Annotated in this window: 14 protein-coding genes and 1 pseudogene; 2 read left to right on the top strand and 13 right to left on the bottom strand. The window is 38.9% G+C overall.

What is annotated here, in order from left to right; genetic code table 11:
* Positions 1-83: 83 nt before the first annotated feature.
* Entirely contained in the window at positions 84-743 is a 660-nt protein-coding gene (locus RCG17_RS17470; protein ID WP_308171404.1) for a Crp/Fnr family transcriptional regulator, read from the bottom strand.
* 143 nt (positions 744-886) lie between these two features.
* Between RCG17_RS17470 and RCG17_RS17465 the strand changes: the two genes are divergently transcribed.
* Positions 887-1,849, top strand: a complete 963-nt coding sequence (locus RCG17_RS17465) for a 3-hydroxyacyl-CoA dehydrogenase family protein (protein WP_308171403.1) — start codon at positions 887-889, stop codon at positions 1,847-1,849.
* Between the two features lie 46 nt (positions 1,850-1,895).
* On the opposite strand, the gene RCG17_RS17460 is transcribed toward RCG17_RS17465, so the two are convergent.
* The gene (locus RCG17_RS17460; RefSeq protein ID WP_308171402.1) at positions 1,896-2,744 is read right to left on the bottom strand and encodes a DUF72 domain-containing protein; all 849 of its coding nucleotides are present in this window, start codon (positions 2,742-2,744) and stop codon (positions 1,896-1,898) included.
* A gap of 106 nt (positions 2,745-2,850) precedes the next feature.
* On the bottom strand, positions 2,851-3,246 hold the full coding sequence (locus RCG17_RS17455; protein WP_308171401.1) for a VOC family protein: 396 nt from the start codon (positions 3,244-3,246) through the stop codon (positions 2,851-2,853).
* A 307-nt stretch (positions 3,247-3,553) separates the two neighbouring features.
* On the opposite strand from RCG17_RS17455, the gene RCG17_RS17450 reads away from it, so the two are divergent.
* Positions 3,554-4,267 carry a GntR family transcriptional regulator gene (locus RCG17_RS17450; protein WP_308171400.1) on the top strand — a complete coding sequence of 238 codons (714 nt, stop codon included), beginning with the start codon at positions 3,554-3,556 and terminating at the stop codon, positions 4,265-4,267.
* 93 nt (positions 4,268-4,360) lie between these two features.
* Here the strand turns inward: RCG17_RS17450 and RCG17_RS17445 are convergent, their stop codons facing one another.
* From RCG17_RS17445 to RCG17_RS17400, 10 genes and pseudogenes are all read right to left on the bottom strand, one after another.
* On the bottom strand, positions 4,361-6,043 hold the full coding sequence (locus RCG17_RS17445) for a glycerol-3-phosphate dehydrogenase/oxidase (RefSeq protein WP_308175875.1): 1,683 nt from the start codon (positions 6,041-6,043) through the stop codon (positions 4,361-4,363).
* A 142-nt stretch (positions 6,044-6,185) separates the two neighbouring features.
* Positions 6,186-7,675, bottom strand: a pseudogene (gene glpK / locus RCG17_RS17440) (glycerol kinase GlpK).
* Between the two features lie 228 nt (positions 7,676-7,903).
* Complete coding sequence (locus RCG17_RS17435; RefSeq protein ID WP_308171399.1) at positions 7,904-8,455, bottom strand: glycerol-3-phosphate responsive antiterminator; 552 nt, start codon at positions 8,453-8,455, stop codon at positions 7,904-7,906.
* Positions 8,456-8,572: 117 nt separating this feature from the next.
* Positions 8,573-9,790: an anaerobic glycerol-3-phosphate dehydrogenase subunit C gene (locus RCG17_RS17430; RefSeq protein ID WP_308171398.1), complete on the bottom strand. Its 1,218-nt coding sequence runs from the start codon at positions 9,788-9,790 to the stop codon at positions 8,573-8,575.
* The gene (locus RCG17_RS17425; RefSeq protein ID WP_308171397.1) at positions 9,768-10,931 is read right to left on the bottom strand and encodes an FAD-binding protein; all 1,164 of its coding nucleotides are present in this window, start codon (positions 10,929-10,931) and stop codon (positions 9,768-9,770) included. The genes RCG17_RS17430 and RCG17_RS17425 overlap by 23 nt, the downstream gene beginning before the upstream one ends.
* A complete protein-coding gene (locus RCG17_RS17420; protein ID WP_308171396.1) occupies positions 10,924-11,460 on the bottom strand; it encodes a (2Fe-2S)-binding protein in 537 nt (178 codons plus the stop codon). Before RCG17_RS17420 ends, RCG17_RS17425 begins: the two co-directional genes overlap by 8 nt.
* Positions 11,461-11,483: 23 nt before the next feature.
* A complete protein-coding gene (locus RCG17_RS17415) occupies positions 11,484-12,542 on the bottom strand; it encodes an FAD-dependent oxidoreductase (RefSeq protein WP_308171395.1) in 1,059 nt (352 codons plus the stop codon).
* 238 nt (positions 12,543-12,780) lie between these two features.
* Positions 12,781-14,220: a glycoside hydrolase family 31 protein gene (locus RCG17_RS17410; RefSeq protein ID WP_308171394.1), complete on the bottom strand. Its 1,440-nt coding sequence runs from the start codon at positions 14,218-14,220 to the stop codon at positions 12,781-12,783.
* Entirely contained in the window at positions 14,214-15,269 is a 1,056-nt protein-coding gene (locus RCG17_RS17405) for a glycoside hydrolase family 31 protein (protein ID WP_308171393.1), read from the bottom strand. The genes RCG17_RS17410 and RCG17_RS17405 overlap by 7 nt, the downstream gene beginning before the upstream one ends.
* A 36-nt stretch (positions 15,270-15,305) precedes the next feature.
* Positions 15,306-16,928 (bottom strand): mannitol dehydrogenase family protein, encoded by a 1,623-nt coding sequence (locus RCG17_RS17400; RefSeq protein WP_308171392.1) that lies wholly within the window; start codon positions 16,926-16,928, stop codon positions 15,306-15,308.
* Between the last annotated feature and the right edge of the window lie 14 nt (positions 16,929-16,942).

The raw sequence follows: 16,942 nt of genomic DNA, 5'->3' as shown, positions 1-16,942 counted from the left end.
CAATAGTTAAAAGATATTCAAATTAAATGGTATTCAGGACCGATTCTGCCAAAGTTTTTATGTGTTTACCTTTCAAAGGATCCCTAAGACAATAAATATTCTTTCAAAGCTGCTTCGTTTAGTATTTGAATATTTCGGTAGGCCAATGAAATCCATCCCAGTTTTTCAAACCTCTTTAACTCTTTTGTGGTGGTCACTCGTGCAATACCAATTAATTCTGCTATATCTTGATGGGTATAATCAATAGAATAAGAGGGATCAGTTTCTTTGTTTTTAAAATAGGATCCAAGTTGAACTAAGATATGGGCAACCTTTTTATCAGCTGATAAAAATGCCATACTGTACACCTGGATGGAAAAAAGACGGATCGTTTGAGCCATCATATCCAAGAGCTCAGCAATTAAACTTGGATGCTCTGTTATGAACGGCAGAATACTCTGCAAATCGACTTCAAGCAGTTCTACATCAGTAAGGGCGCTTGCCGATGTTACTCTTGGTGTTTTGCTAAAATAAGAAGCTTCTCCAAAAATTTTATTGGCTCCCAAAATCTTCACGGTTAATTCATTGCCATTTTCCGATGTAAAAAACTGTCGGACTCTGCCTGATTTAAGCAGGTAAAATGTATTTGCACTATCATCCTGTAAGTAGATGACTTCATTTTTATTGTATCGTCTTAATGTTCCGATTTTTTCAATTGCACTATATAAATTGGATTCGTTTGAAACAAAATCTTGATTGTTCATTTGCCCCATCTCCTTACTAAGATTGTAACCTAGGTTACAATCTTTTCAAAATAGATATGCTATTATGAAAATAACAATAATAAATTGCTAGATGGCACTTAGCTTTACGCTAAAAGAGTCATGAATATAAAGGGGTAATGGAAATGAAGAATTTTACAGTCCTTGGCGCAGGTATTATGGGGCATGGTGCCGCTCAATTATTTGCCCAAGCAGGAAAGAATGTACGCATACAAGCCAGACGCGAGTCTTCACTGGAAAAAGCAAGAGAACTTATTACGAACAGCTTAAAAATTATGGTAGAAAAAGAAATGCTGACCGGGAACGATATGGATCAGGCATTAGCTCGTATCACTTATACCACTGATTTACGTGAAGCTATTCAAGATACCGACTTCATTCTTGAATCCATTCCGGAAAAACTCGAGTTAAAGTTGGACACTTATGAAATTATTGAAAGCGTTGTCTCTGACAAAACGATCATTGCATCGAATACTTCTACTTTCCCATTAAAAGAATTAACGCAAAGAGCAAAGAATCCGGAAAGATTTATCATTACACACTTCTTTAACCCGCCACAGCTTGTGCCAATTGTGGAAATTGCAAGATTTGAGAAGACTGCTGAAAATGTTGTACAAACAACTTATGAATTAATGAAAGAAATCGGAAAATCTCCGGTAGTATTAAAAAAAGAAATTACAGGATTTATCGTGAACCGTGTTCAGGTAGCTTTCTTGCGTGAATGCTTCAACTTAATTGAACAAGGAGTATGTACAGCTGAAGATATCGATATTGCTGTAAAAGGAAGCATGGGCTTTAAATGGGCTTTCTGCGGACCATTGGAAAGTCAGGATTTGGCCGGGCTGGAAACAACAAAAGCGATGGTTCACAACATCGAACAAGAGCTGTCTAATACAAGAGAAGTTCCTTCATTCTTAAAAGAGATGGTAGAAAACGAGGAATTTGGTATTCGTTCAAACAAAGGATTCTACGAATATGATGATTTTGGAGCAAAAGCCATCCATACACGTGATGATCATTTCTTAGATCTTTTAAAGTTACAGCAACAAAAAGCAAAAAAGGAAAATGCAGTACCAGCTGTTAAATAATATTCATAAGCTAGAAAAAGCAGCAGAATGGATCTCTGCTGCTTTTTTAAAATAAATCTAATTGTTTCGGGGAAAGTCCGTCGTATTCTATCCCTAAAATTTCTTGAAATGCTTTTGCGTTCCCTGATGCATCCCCGCCTGAGTTGTTGTTGAATAATACATAGATATCTTTTGTATGCGTTGAGAGTTCCTGAATGATCTTCTTCCATTCCAAAAGCTCTTCTGTGCTATAGCTATATAAAAAGCGAACTTCCCGCCAGTCAACACCCTCTTGTTTATTCCACCCCTGAACATTTCTGCCGTGCATCCGAACAATTGTCATGTTCGAATCCGTCGCAACTAGAACCAGCGGAACAGAGCCTTCCCCTGCCTGGGGTTCGTCCGCAATCGAATGAATCCATCCTTCCTGCTGCATGAACGATAATGTTCCCTCACGATAGTCACTGCGAAACCATGATTGGTGTCTAAATTCCAGTGCTACAGGAAAAGCACCCATCATTTTCTTACAATACCTAATATAAGCCACATTCTCTTTCCGGCAATCAAACCATGGAGGAAATTGAAATAAAACGGCGGCTAACTTTTTACTATTAAGATACGGTGTTAATGAGTCCTTAAATGCTTGAAACATTTCTTTACTAGTCTGAAATGGGATATGATCTTTTCGCAGATGTTTTGTCATCCCTTGATAAGCTTTAACTACAAAACGGAATCCTTTCGGAGTTTCACTTACCCATTTTTCAGCATTACGGACGGGTTGAATCGCATAAAACGATGTATCTACTTCAACAACAAGAAAGTGACTGCCATATTCGGCTAATTTATCCTTTGCCTTTATTCCATCAAGATAAAGAGAATCATGATCCCCCCACCCTGCAAGACCTACGTAAATCATGAACTCCCTCCTTTTTAAGGATTAAATAATACCATCCTATTTTTCTTAAAGAAAAAACTCAAGCTTTTTAACTTGAGTTTGGCAGGGGTCCATCTATGTATTGATTTTATTTGGCGTTTACATCTGGCTGGTGAATTCCAAATATATTTCCTTCGGTATCCAGATAGTAACCCTGCCACGCCATTCCAGGAAGAGCATACTTAGGCATGGCAACCTTGCCTCCGTTTTCTATTATTTTCCTTTCCGTCGAATCATAATCTTCTACTCCCATAGTACATGCAAATGCATTTAGACTTTGACCTTCCTCCGGAGGTGCACTTTGACGCTGCATTAAAGCACCATTGATTCCAGGTTCATCTTCACTTCCAGTTACTGCCCCAAAATAAGGCATCCCTGCATATTCACTCCAATCTTGAAACGACCATCCAAATACCTCTCCATAAAACTTCTTCGCCCTTTCCATATCATTCACATGAATTTCAAAATGAACTAATCTACCCATTTATACCCTCCTCAATAATTTAATAGAAATTTCAATTGAAAAATCCTTATATTTTCTTTCTATTATAGAGTGTTAACTGGAAATATATTCAATTTTCACAAAAATATATTTTTCCAGAAGCAAATTTAATGGGATCGTTGCCTTTCTTACATTTTCTCAAACTTATTTACAAAGTAGGTTTTAAAATCTTCTAAATGAGGAAGGAAAATGATACTATAGTGACATATTAGTATGCAAATTTATTTTTCCTTTAAGAGTGGAGTAATATAACAAATAAAAAAGTATTTAAATAAAGGGGAGCTATTGTATGGCTATAAATAGGGGAGTAAATGCAAAAGAGTTCGCCTACAATGAAATCAAGGAGCAAATATTAACACTAAAATTAATCCCGGGAACCAAACTATCTGAAAAGTCAATGTCAGACCAATTACAGATTAGCCGTACACCCATAAGAGAAGCGTTTTTAAAATTAGCACAGGAAGAATTGCTCGAAATCATTCCTCAAAGTGGGACATTCGTTTCACTTATTAACTCGGATTATGCTGAAGAAGCTAGGTTTGTCCGAGAAAAACTTGAAACCGCTGTCATCTTGTTAGCATGTGACATTGGTACAAGAGAATCTTTATTTAATTTAGAAGCAAATTTAAAGATCCAAGAACTATTAGCCTGTGATAAAAATGGTATAGCCCAGAAGGGGAATTTTTTCGATTTAGATGAAAAATTCCATAAAGAGTTCTTTGAAATGACTGGAAAAAGACGCACATGGCAAATGATGCAAAATATTAATGGACACTTAAATCGTTATAGAATACTAAGATTGAAATCTACCGAAAGTTTTGATTGGGATATTTTAATTGACCAGCATAAATCCATTTTTACCGCCATACAGGAAAAAGATAAATTGAAGGCAGAGAAAAACATAATCGAGCACTTACAGCTAATGTTATCGGAAGAAAGTATTTTAATTAAACAGTATCCTGATTACTTTGAAAGCAAAAATAAATATGTTTTTCAAAAGTAATCGAAGGAACAGGAGTTAGAAAATGTCCTCTTATCCGCCTTACTAGACGGACAAGAGGGCATTTTCTTTTCCTTTACCTCACAAGTTCTTCCCTCATACAACCTTCGATGTTCTTATTTTTTCAGGACTTTTGGGATTAACTGCGTCGTTTAACTGAACCTCAAGTTCCTCGATATGCTTACTCTTTTCTTTTATTGTCCATTCAAAGTAGTCTGCCATCATGTCTGTTACTGCCTGCTTCCACTTTTTAGTCCACTGAATATCAAAAAGTAATGCTCCAGTTCTTCGAATAAAAAAGTCTACAGGTTTCATGACCATCTCGTCTTCAAGACTATAAACCAGCTCTACGAAAACATCCAAAGGCAAACCATATTGGTTTGTTGGAATATACCTTTTAGCAAGTTCAAAAATTCGGTTTATGTTAGAGCCGTAACGTTTTACTAATTTCAAATATTGTTCCTTTGTAAAACCAATTTCTAGAGCCTCTGTCATATTTTTTTCAATGAAGGAAGTAAATTGACTAGATCCTCCTAAATGGCCTCCGGAAATAGGCAAATGCTTGGTTTGGCATGGCTTAATGTTGAGACCTTCTTCTTCTTTTAACTGCTTTGTGGTCAAATCAACCACTGTTTCTGCCATTTTTCTATATCCGGTAAGCTTGCCTCCTGCAATCGTGATTAAACCAGAATTGGATACCCAAATTTCATCCTTGCGAGAGATTTCCGATGCATCCTTGCCTTCTTCATAAATAAGTGGTCTGACACCTGCCCAGCTTGATTCAATGTCCTTTTCATTAATTTTGACAGAAGGAAACATAAAATGAATGGCCTTAATAATATAGCTCCGATCTTCAGCTGTCATTTTAGGATGTGTCGGATCACCCTCAAAGAAAGTATCTGTAGTACCAACATATGTTTTTCCTGCTCTTGGAATTGCAAACACCATTCGGCCGTCAGGAGTATCAAAATAGACCGACTGCTTAAGCGGAAACTTTGATTGGTCAATGACTAAATGAACTCCTTTAGTAAGTCTCAATCTTTTTCCGGACAATGAATGGTCTTTGTCACGTAGTGTATCTACCCAGGGACCTGTTGCATTTATTATTTTTTTCGCATATATATCGTAAACTTCACCATTTAACTGGTTAACTACCTTTGCGCCGACAACTTTGCCGTTTTTGTACAGAAGTTCGCTAACTTTTGTGTAGTTAACTGCTTTTACTCCTCTGGAGACAGCCTCCTTGATTACTTCAATTGTTAAGCGTGCATCGTCTGTACGGTACTCAACATAATACCCGCCGCCTAGTAATCCATCTCTTTTAAGAAGTGGCTCTTTTGTGCTGGTTAGTTCAGATGAAAGCATTGATCGTCTTTCTGCTTTTTTTACCCCAGCCAAAAAGTCATAAACCCGTAAGCCAATTGATGTACTAAATTTTCCAAATGTGCCGCCTTTATGGATTGGCAAAAGCATCCACTCAGGTGTTGTAACGTGCGGCCCATTTTCATACACAATCGCACGTTCTTTACCAACTTCCGCTACCATTTTCACTTCAAATTGTTTTAAATAACGGAGGCCGCCATGGACCAGCTTCGTTGACCTGCTGGATGTTCCTGCAGCAAAATCCTGCATTTCTACCAAAGCAGTTTTCAAACCCCTTGTGGCAGCATCCAGCGCAATTCCACAGCCGGTAATTCCTCCTCCAATCACTAAAACATCAAACTCTTCTGCAGCCATTTCCTTTAATAATGATTTTTTATTTAAACTTGAAAAATTCAACTTATTCACTATGATTACCCCCTTTTTTGTCGACAAAAAAGAGACCACAACAAATACAATGGCATACGTCCACTGTTTTGCTATGGTCTCTCTCATTCTCCTGACAAATATTAACTTGTAGTTATTATAACATAAAGTACGGTTATTTAAAAGCCATTGTTGCATTTACCGCTTTTTTCCACCCTTTATAAAGACTCTGTCTTTCCTCTTCACTCATATTTGCTGTAAAATCACCGTTTGTCTTCCATTGAGCAGTAATCTCTTCCTGACTTTTCCAAAAGCCAACGGCCAATCCTGCCAAGTACGCTGCCCCCAATGCCGTTGTTTCTTTTACTAATGGCCTTTCTACCGGCACATTTAAGAGATCGCTTTGGAATTGCATCAAGAAGTTATTAGCTACAGCCCCTCCATCAACGCGAAGTGATTTTAGCGCTATTCCTGAATCAGCTTCCATCGCCATCAGTACATCCTTTGTCTGATACGCAAGCGCCTCCAATGTTGCACGGATGAAATGTTCTTTTTTCGTCCCGCGTGTCAAACCAAACACAGCACCGCGGACATCACTATCCCAATATGGAGTACCAAGTCCTACAAATGCCGGTACCAAATAGACACCTTCCGATGATGTAACCCTTGAGGCATATGCTTCACTTTCCGCGGCATCTTTGACCATTCTCAGGCCATCCCGAAGCCATTGGATTGCTGACCCAGCTACAAAGATGCTGCCTTCTAAGGCATATGTTACTTTCCCATTAATCCCCCAGGCAATAGTGGTTAATAATCCATGTTCCGATTTAACTGCCTGCTCACCAGTATTTTCCAGCATAAAGCAACCGGTTCCATAAGTGTTTTTAGCCATCCCTTTTTCGAAGCAAGTTTGACCAAATAACGCTGCCTGTTGGTCACCGGCCACTCCTGCGATAGGAACATTACAGCCAAAGAAATGATAGTCAATGGTCTCCGCATATACTTCTGATGATTGACGAACTTCAGGAAGCATTACTTTAGGGATCGACAAAATATCTAATAACTCTTGATCCCATTTAAGCTCATGGATATTATACATTAACGTTCTGGAAGCATTGGAATAGTCGGTGACATGTGCATTTCCCCCGAAAGTTTCCAAACCAGCCAGGTATCAATTGTCCCGAATAACAATTCACCTCGTTCGGCTCTGTCCCTTGCTCCTTCTACATGATCCAAAATCCATTTTAATTTTGTTCCTGAAAAATAGGCATCGATCAACAATCCTGTTTTATCACGGAAAAGTTTTTCGTGCCCCTTTGCTTTTAATTCCTCACAGATCTCCACAGTTTGCCTGGATTGCCAAACAATCGCATTGTAAATAGGCTTACCAGTTTCCTTCTCCCAGACAACCGTTGTTTCCCTTTGGTTGGTAATCCCGATTCCCGCTATTTGCGTAGGTTTTATATTGGACTCCACCAAGCATTCGGCAATCACGGATAAAATGGAACCCCAAATTTCATTAGGATTATGCTCTACCCAGCCTGGTTTGGGAAAATGCTGTGTAAATTCCCTTTGGACAATGTGAGCAATTTCTCCTTTTTTATTAAAAAGGATCGCACGTGAACTTGTGGTGCCTTGGTCCAAAGCTAAAATATATGTTTCCATTAAATAATCCCCCAATAAATGAAACTAAAAACTTACTTGTATTTTTATTTAGGTTAATACTTTTCTATAGATCTTCCTGTCAACAAAAAAAGAGACCATAACACGTACAAATGGATGAAATCCACTGTTTTGCTTTGGTCTCTCTAGTTTCTCCTGACAATATTATTAACTTGGTAATACTATATCATAAAATACATTTATTTAAAAGAGCCTGCTCTTACTTCGTGCTTAGCTGTTACTCCACAATTCCCTTCTCGAAGTGGTAACTGCTTCCGCACCTGCATTCAGGGCATTTTGTACTTCTTCCTTTGTCCTGATTAATCCCCCTGCAAATATAGGAATTGTGAGGTGTGCTTTTACTTCTGTAATCATTTGCGGAATTGCACCTGGCAGGACCTCAATATAATCTGGTTTCGTTTTCTCGATCAACTTATAGCTTTTTTCTAAAGCGTAGCTATCAATAAGAAACATTCTTTGGATTGCCGTCACACCTTTTTGTTTTGCCTTTAATATGACACTGGACTTTGTGGATATTATGCCAAAAGGTTTCAGCTCCTGGCATACAAATTCGGTGGCATATTCATCACTTTTCAATCCGTGCACCAAGTCCATATGGAGAATTAGCTTTTTGTTATGAGCCTGTGCCATTTGAAAAATGGGCTTTAATCTGGAAACATGAATCTCAAGAACTATAATATATGTATAATGACTTGCCATTAGTTTTTCAAGGTCTTCCATTCTCTGCATCGCCGGTATAATCTCTTGACCATAAAAACTCATATATCTTATTCACCCTTCTTATAGGTTGTTATCCCCTATTTTATTATGTGCAAATTGAATTGAAAAGGTGAATTTAAAAACGGCAAAGATTAATTTTCTTTGCCGTTAGAAAAATGTTTATGCAAGAATTTTTGCCCGTTCATAGGATTCGGCTAAAATTTGCATCGGATGTTTGACCGTTTTGTCTGTTAATTGATCCAATTGATTTTTGCACATGCCGCATTCGGTAACCGTGTAGTCTGCTTCTGTGGCCTTAACTGCTTCAGCCATCGAACGGCCAATTTTCATCGATACATCAAACTTCTCCGTTTTAAATCCAAAGGTACCGCATTGCCCGCAGCAGTCTGCTCCAACATCCTGAATTTGATATCCCGGAATTAGCTCAAGAATATCCATGGCAGGATTTCCAATTCCCTGGGCTTTCATATGACATGGAGCATAATAGCCTGCTTTTTCCTTCATAGTAGCCAGGTCCATATTAAGCTCACCATTTTCCTTTAGCATCCGTAAGTACTCGTCAGCGTCATATACAGAGTGTGCAAGCTCTTTTACATCCTCTGTTTGTACAAAAGAAACATACTCCTTTTTTAAGGCAAGTGTACAGCTTGTACATGTGAGAACTACATCATACCCTTGTCTGACATATTCTAGCAAGCTGTTAATATTGTAGTTGGCATTTTTTAAACCCTGTTTCATTTGTCCATTTGCAAACATCGGTACACCACAGCACTTTTGCGCAGGAATCGCCACTTCTATTCCATTGTTCGCCATGACCTTAACAAAACTGTCAGCAACTTCAGGGGCATTATATGTCGCATAGCAGCCAACAAAATAGGCAACTTTTCGTTTCGTGGCGGCATGCCTCTTTTTATAATACTGTTTAAAATTTTTAAAACGGTATGCAGGAAATTGACGCTCTGCTGGAATGCCCATCACCATCTCCATCACTTGACGGACTGGTTTCATGCCCATGGCGAGATTAGTTACTGGGGCAAAGGCCGAAGCAAGTTTTCCCACCCATTCTGCGTTGCTTAGCACGAAATCACGGAATTTCGTTCCACTGTGCTCAGAGTGAATCGCTTTTGCAAAAGCAGTTAATGTGGATACATGGACATTTTCCGGGCAGGACATGTCACAATTACCGCAAAGTGTGCACCATTCAATCCGTTTATCATCAATCGTCACTTGATTTTCGACTAGCCTCTTTAATTCAGGCCCCATGTGCTTTGGTCCCCCAAAGTCAAGAGTTGTATTGGAAATCGGGCAACTGGCAACGCAAGAATTACATTTCAGGCATTTTTCAAACGTAGTTTCAAGCAAGTTTAATTCGAGCATTTCGGCTTCCTCCTATCGTTGACTGCTGCAGCTTGTGTATCGTTTCACTGCTGGAATAAATCGAATAAATTCCTCCGGTTATTCCAAATCGGGTTACTTTCGTTCCACGGCTTGCTCCTATTGAGTAAAGGTTATCCGGGGAGCACAGAATTTCCCCAAATTCATTTACGGCAAGCTTTAATGCCGTTTCCTTGATGCCTGCTTCTGTTACTTCAAGTCCGCCTCCTAAAATCCCCCCAGTTGAAAGAATAAATTGATACCCCTCCAAGGTCGATACTCGGTTGGAAGTTTTAATCCTTAGTGATTTAATTACCTTTCCTTCTAACTCACAGCCGATAACAGTAGTGTCAGTGTAAAAACGGACACCCCGTTTGACGGCCTCTTTTTTCAAAAGGTTTTGTAAACGAATGGCAGTCGTATTAGGCGGAAGACCCGGAGCCTCTGTCACTGCCGCACCAAGGTAAGTGGAAAACTCTTTTATCGTTTCTTTCCAGTTTTCTACTCCAAGAGAAGCAGGGAATATTACCAGATTAGGCTTATTTATATTTTTCTCTTCCATGTAACTTTTAATTTGCTTGATGCAATGTCTCCGTAACTCGGGCTGATCCAAGAGGCGTGCGGCGTCAAGTTGAGTTAAAGGTCGCTGCGATTTCCGCCCGAGCTGAATTGTAAAGGTGTCAATGGTTAGACTTGGCCTTTCTTTTTGTAAATTTGCTTTGACATATTCAGGCTGGAAGTCAACTACCTCCTGAAACCCTACTACGACCACCTGACCATGATCTGGTATAGGATTAATCGTTTCCGGATACAAGGTGGTACTTTTAAGATGACCGGAACCGGTAACAATTGAAATCGGATGATCCACATCTCCCCGATAAGGATATCCCAATTTAACGGTGAGTTCTTTAAACTTTTCCAAAGTATTGGAAAACTGAGATTTTTTTAAAGAGTTTAATTGGTAAAAGTCCTTCCATGCCTTCCAATCTCCATTTGAACCAGGAATGAAGTCGAATACACCTGTAGATTGAATGATTTTCCCAGTGCCCGATGCAACTACGGCGGTATGGTATCCTTGTTCTTTTGCCCATATAGCAGATAGCATTCCCGATAAACCCTGACCGATAATCACCACATCATACATATTGCGACTCCTCCTTTTTCATTCCCAGTGACACACCGTAAATTGCTTCCATCAGCTGCAGCTGCTTGGCTGTTTCTCCTGTTGCGACAACCTTTATTCCTTTTTGTCTTTCGAAAATAGCCTCTTGCAGTGCCCACTCTGCTTCTTCAATGCTTGCTTTTCCTTTTTGAACCGCAAGTGCTGCAGCCCGATGACTGCAAAACGTCCCCTGACACGGTCCCATTCCCAAGCGAGTTCTTCTCCTGATATCCCCAAGATGGAAGTGGCCATTTTCAGGAATAACGGATTCAATCTCTCCCCATGTAACTTGCTCGCATTCACAGACAACCATTCTAGAGTCATCTTCTTTTAAAGACGTATTAATCTTACTAGCTTTTGTTCCTGCCCAATGAATCAATTTATGTTTAGCCACAGGTGCCAAATCTATTTCTTTAAAATAGCCGCTCACTTTACGGTCAGGGACAATTTCTTCCGCCGTCGTACACTTTACGCTGACCCCGAGCTTTTCACTAACCAGGTCCACTGTCATTTCCGCCATCAAACGAAATGTGGTTAATTTCCCCCCGTTATCGTAATCAGACCCTCAAGGCCGTCCCGTTTTCCATGGTCCAATAATGCAATCCCGCGGGTAACCCTTCTACCGCTCGAATCTGAGACTGATGATTCTTGATACAACGGGCGACTCCCGCTAAATGCACGGATCAGGCGCATTTCATTTATCGAAGGAATAAGGGCTTTTCCTTCATTCATCATTTCCTCAAGTTCCAGTCTGTCCAATGAAAAATCATTTGGATCTTCTACGTTGATTCCAGTTGTTCCAAAGATTGTTACATTATGGGCTGGTACAAAGATGTCGGCATCTTCGGGCATACGGAGTCGATTAATCACATTTTTATTAAAACGGTGGTTAAAAATGGCCAACATTCCTTTATTGTTGATGATCTTTAAAGGAATTCCGACAAATTGGGCAATTTTCATTCCCCATGGGCCTGATGCATTCACGATCAACTTCGAATAGATCTCTTTTTCTTCACCGGTAAAAACATCACGGACCCTAACACCTGCAACATGGCTTTCTCTCGTTATGATTCCAGTTGCTTCGTGGTAGGTAAGTGCCTTTGCACCATGGGCCACAGCGTCCGCTACAACATCGACAACCAAGGTAAAGCCATCCACTGCACCATCCGGTACCCTGTAAACTGCTTGTACATATGGATTAAGGAAAGGCTCTTCGTTTAAAGCCTTGCCGATGGAAACTTCCTCAACAGGTATACCTACCTTTTTACACCCATCGATCCACTTTTTGACGTAGGCATCTTCATCTTCCACTACTTTTGCAAAAAATCCGCCTGTTGGTTCAATAGATCCCGGGATGGTTTTTTTTAAGATCAAGTTTTCGCAGTAGCTTTCGCTCGCCGCTTCTTCGTCCCTTACAGCATATCTGGCACCGGAATGAAGCAATCCATGGTTACGTGTCGAAGTTCCATGCCCAAGGTCCTGTTGTTCAATCAATATCGCCTTAATGCCTCTTAGTGCCAAATCCCGGAGCACACCCGCACCAGTGGCCCCACCGCCAATTACGATTACTTCGGTTTCAATCATTTTTACCATTTTGTTTCCCTCCAAGGGATTTTTTTCTTTTTAGGCAAACAAAAAAGCCATAAAAACTGACAGGAAGGTTTCTTATCATTCCTGTTCATTTTTATGGCTTTCTCCGAGACTCTAAGCCCGCTATTAATTTATGTTATTAGATTAACATATTTCTCCTATCAAATTTATGGCTATTTTATGAAGAATTGATTTTCTTATTAGCTAAAAAATCCCTCTCCAAAAGAGAGGGATTTTACCATTAAATAGATATTAAGTCTTTCACATCAAAGTTAACTTTAAGGTCGTAGCTTTTATTTATATTTGCATACTTAATCTTTGCAGTTTTTTGCTCGATATCAAAATACCATCCTTCTTGGCTTGCTTCCCATTGCTTTTTATCCAGGAACATAGGTATTTGTCTACCGCTTAAACTTACATTGACAGGTGCGATTTCCCTGCAGATCAAATCGATCGCTACATCCTTAGCCTGTTGGTCATATTTTCCTTCTTTTTCAAATGAAATGGTAACCCCGCTGTCTTTCTTAACGGTTATAGCTGTTTTTAGATATTCACCATTTTTATAGTTATTGGTGGTACCATCATCTTCATACAGAACAAAGCTTGAATCTTCTGATGGCTCGATAAGAAACTTGAGTGTTTCGATTGAATCATTGTGAATATTCATCAAATCTTCACTCAATGGAATAATGGCACCACTTCTGAAGAACATTGGAATAGAGTCCAATGTAACATCTAAATCAACGGTCTGCCCGCCTTGATATTCCTGTTTTGTATTCCAATCAAACCATGTTGCTCCTTTTGGAAGGTAAACTTGTCTTGTTTTTTGGCCTTTTTCCAGAACATTTGCCACTAGGATATAGTTTCCAAGCATAAAATCAAAGCTTTCTTCCAGCACCTTTTGATCATTTTGGAATTCATAGACTAAAGGTCGCATCACTGGTGAACCCACAGTAGAAGCTTCAAACAGCAAGGAATACAAATATGGCACTAATTTATATCTGAGTTTGATTGCATCTTTAATATATTTTGTGTAGGAAGGATACATCCATGGTTCTGTAACGGTATTATCCGTATTACAGGAGTGGATCGAAAACCTTGGCTGGAAAATTCCATTCTGAACCCATCTCACAAAAAGTTCCGGCTCTGGTGCAGGTCCAAAAAATCCTCCGATATCACATCCTTGGTTGGCAACTCCTGAAAGTCCCATTCCAAGAATGACAGGAACATTAAATTTCAAACTTTTCCAGCTCGTGTTATTATCTCCTGCCCATGTTTGAGCGTAACGTTGAATTCCTGCAAATCCTGCTCTGTTTGTAATATAAGGTCTGACATTCGGAGCCACTTCAGCAATTGTTTCTTTAGCCATAAACGCCATTAGATTTGGCAGAAGCGGCCTTAAAGCACCCACTTCTTTCTTTAGACCTTCAAAATAACAAATGGCTTCCGGATTATTGATTTCAAATTCATTGTTATCATTCCAAATGGAGGTAATTCCATTAGAAACTAACGCTTCTGTTAAATGCTTTTTCCATAATTCCCGGCCCTTTGGATTCGTAAAGTCGACAAATGATGCCGGTCCGCCCCAATATCGGTCAGTTATTGATTTATCTTCATTTTCATCCTTTATATATGCTCCTGCTTCATCGAACTCCTTATATAATGGGTGGGTGGTTAACATACCCGGTTAATATTAGGAGCAAGTGAAGCACCCTTATTTTTCATTTCCTGCACAAATTTCTTAGGGTCTTTGAAGCGGTCATAATTCCAGTTAAATACATATCGTTTTCCATTTTCTCCAGTCGTATATCCAGACGATAAAAAGAAACCATCACAAGGAATTCCTTCTTCTTTACATTTATCCAAGAAGTTAAGGATCGCCTCATCCGAATCCTTGTCCAGTTCAGTATAATACATGGTTGAGCCCATATATCCCAAGGAATATTTTGTAGGCAGCGCCGTTTTTCCTGTCAGTTCGGTGTAATTTTTGATTACATCTTTAATTTCTGGCCCGTTAATAAAGAATACATCCATTTCTCCTCCTTCAGCAGAAAAATAACTGAATTTGTCAAAGTATCCGCTTCTTTCGCAGCCCATATCAAAAACAGAATCATAAGAATTGTGGTAAAAGATTCCGCTTGCAATGTTATTCTGATTGTTAAATTTTACATAAAATGGAATGTGTTTATAAAGTGGATCCGTATATTCTGAATCATAGCCAATCGTATCCACATTATGCATTCTCATTCTGCGTTTCTTCTTATTTAAATAGCCAGCTTTTTCACCAAATCCGTAGAAATAATCTTCATCTTTCATGAAGGAATAATGATAAATCCTTCCCTGCTTGTCTTGCACATACCCTCTTTCTTTCAAATCAGAATGCAGGATGTTTCCTTCTTTATCGGTAATTACAATCGCAAAAGGTTCTTTATAAAGATTGATTATTAAGTTTTGTGTTGTTAATTGAAAATGAGTGCCTAAGTCCTCATAGTTCGGGGTGATTGCGGCTACTCTTTTTCTTTCCCCTTTTAACAAATCATCCATTTTGTCTTCCCAAGCGGTCAGAACTAAAGAATAAGAAGCTTCTTGTTCAAATTCTTCATCGAAAGTACAGCGAATTCTGACAATATCATCATTTAATAGAAAAATTCTATATTTAGCCGCATTTGTATCAAGTTCTAAGTATTGATCGTAATTTTTTATAGCTAAAATCTTAGTGCTTACTTTCATTCTGTTTTCTCCTTTGAAAAATAAGTTTCTTTAAAATCATAAATTGATTTGGCTGTTTATTGTTGTTCTTACTGCGCCTGGTCCTGTGATAAGCAGTTTGAAGAATCCTTCTATTTTCGAGCCTAAACCGGCCTCGTATAAGTCAATACCAAAGATCTTTTGATTTGACAAAATTGGTTGTAAGTTTGTACCCACTGAATCAGTGTTTCCTAATTCGATTTTATTAATATATTGCTGTACTTCATCTAAAAGTGGGTCTGGGCTAATATTCATTTCTTTACCCTCATCATTAATGCCCATCAGGTAACGACACCAAGCAGCAATTGTTAATGGGATAAATGTTAAATCTGCAACGTTCAAATCTTCTCTTTCAACGTACAGTTTGATAGTTTCTCCAAAGCGAATGCCAAGTTTCTGTGACGTATCTGTCGCAATCCGCTGTGGTGTATCCGGATTATTTGGATTCGGGAAACGAACTTCAATGACTTCTTTAATAAATTGCATTGGGTCGATGATAACAGGATCTGTCACAGTTTTCATGCCTTCAACATAGCCGATCTTTTCAACTAGTGCTTTTAAGTCTTCATCATTCATTTCATCAGCAATTGAAGTATAATCCAGCAAGCAGCCAAAGATTGCTAATGCAGTATGAAGTGGATTTAAGCAGGTACAAACTTTCATTCTTTCGACTTGATCAACAACTTCTCTTTCGGTAAAGTATACGCCTACTTTTTCTAAAGCTGGTCTTCCATTTGGAAAACGATCCTCGATAACTAGATATTCAGATTCTTCCGTATTAACAAATGGAGCGATAGCTGGGCCATTTGGACGAGTGTAAATCATTCCAGCACTTCCAAAGCCAAGTTCTGTTAGTTTATCCGATACAATTTTCGAAGATTGAGGCGTAATTTTATCAATCATGCTCCATGGGAACGTAATTTTTGCTTCATCATTGATATAATTGATAAAATCATTGTCGACAATGTCCATTTCCTTCCACATCGAAGCTACTGTGAATACTGCTTCTTTCAGCTTGTCGCCATTATGGGAAAAGTTATCTGTACTAACGAGTGCAAGCGGTGCTTGTCCTGCCTGATATCTTTCATATAAAAGTGCAGCTACCATAATCATGGTATGGTTTGGCTGCTTGAGACCTCTCGCAATTTCATCACGGAAAGACTGACGAATTTCACCATTTAAATCACGTAAATCGTAGCCTTTTTCTGTAATAGAAAAAGTCACAAATTGCAATGATGGGTTGCGGAAAATTTCCTTTAAACGGTCCCAAGATTCGGGACCGCTATATGTAGCAATACTTTCAGCAACACTGGCAATCACTTCCATGTCCAAGCTGCCATCTGCCTTCATGACAACATCCAAGCTTAAGTTATTATATGGATGATAGATATTTTGAATTAAACCATCATCAAAGGTTGATACAACAATAATTCCCTTATCTATTTCACTTTTTTCAATTAAATGCTGCTGTAAAACGGAATGGAAGGCTCTGAATAAATTACCGCCGCCGAAATGCAGCCAGATCGGCTCTTTTTTCGTTCCATCCCACATATTTTCAAAATCATATTCAGGTGTTTTAATACCTAGGTCAGAAAATTGTTCTTTTTTCGTTTTGAGTTCTTCAATGCTTAGTTTTAACATTTTTATTCTCCCTT

Origin of the sequence: Neobacillus sp. PS3-12, from assembly GCF_030915385.1 — a bacterium.
GTDB lineage: Bacteria > Bacillota > Bacilli > Bacillales > Cytobacillaceae > JAEVLT01.
Note: the sequence above shows the minus strand (reverse complement) of the source record. Positions and strands in the feature narration are given on the sequence as shown.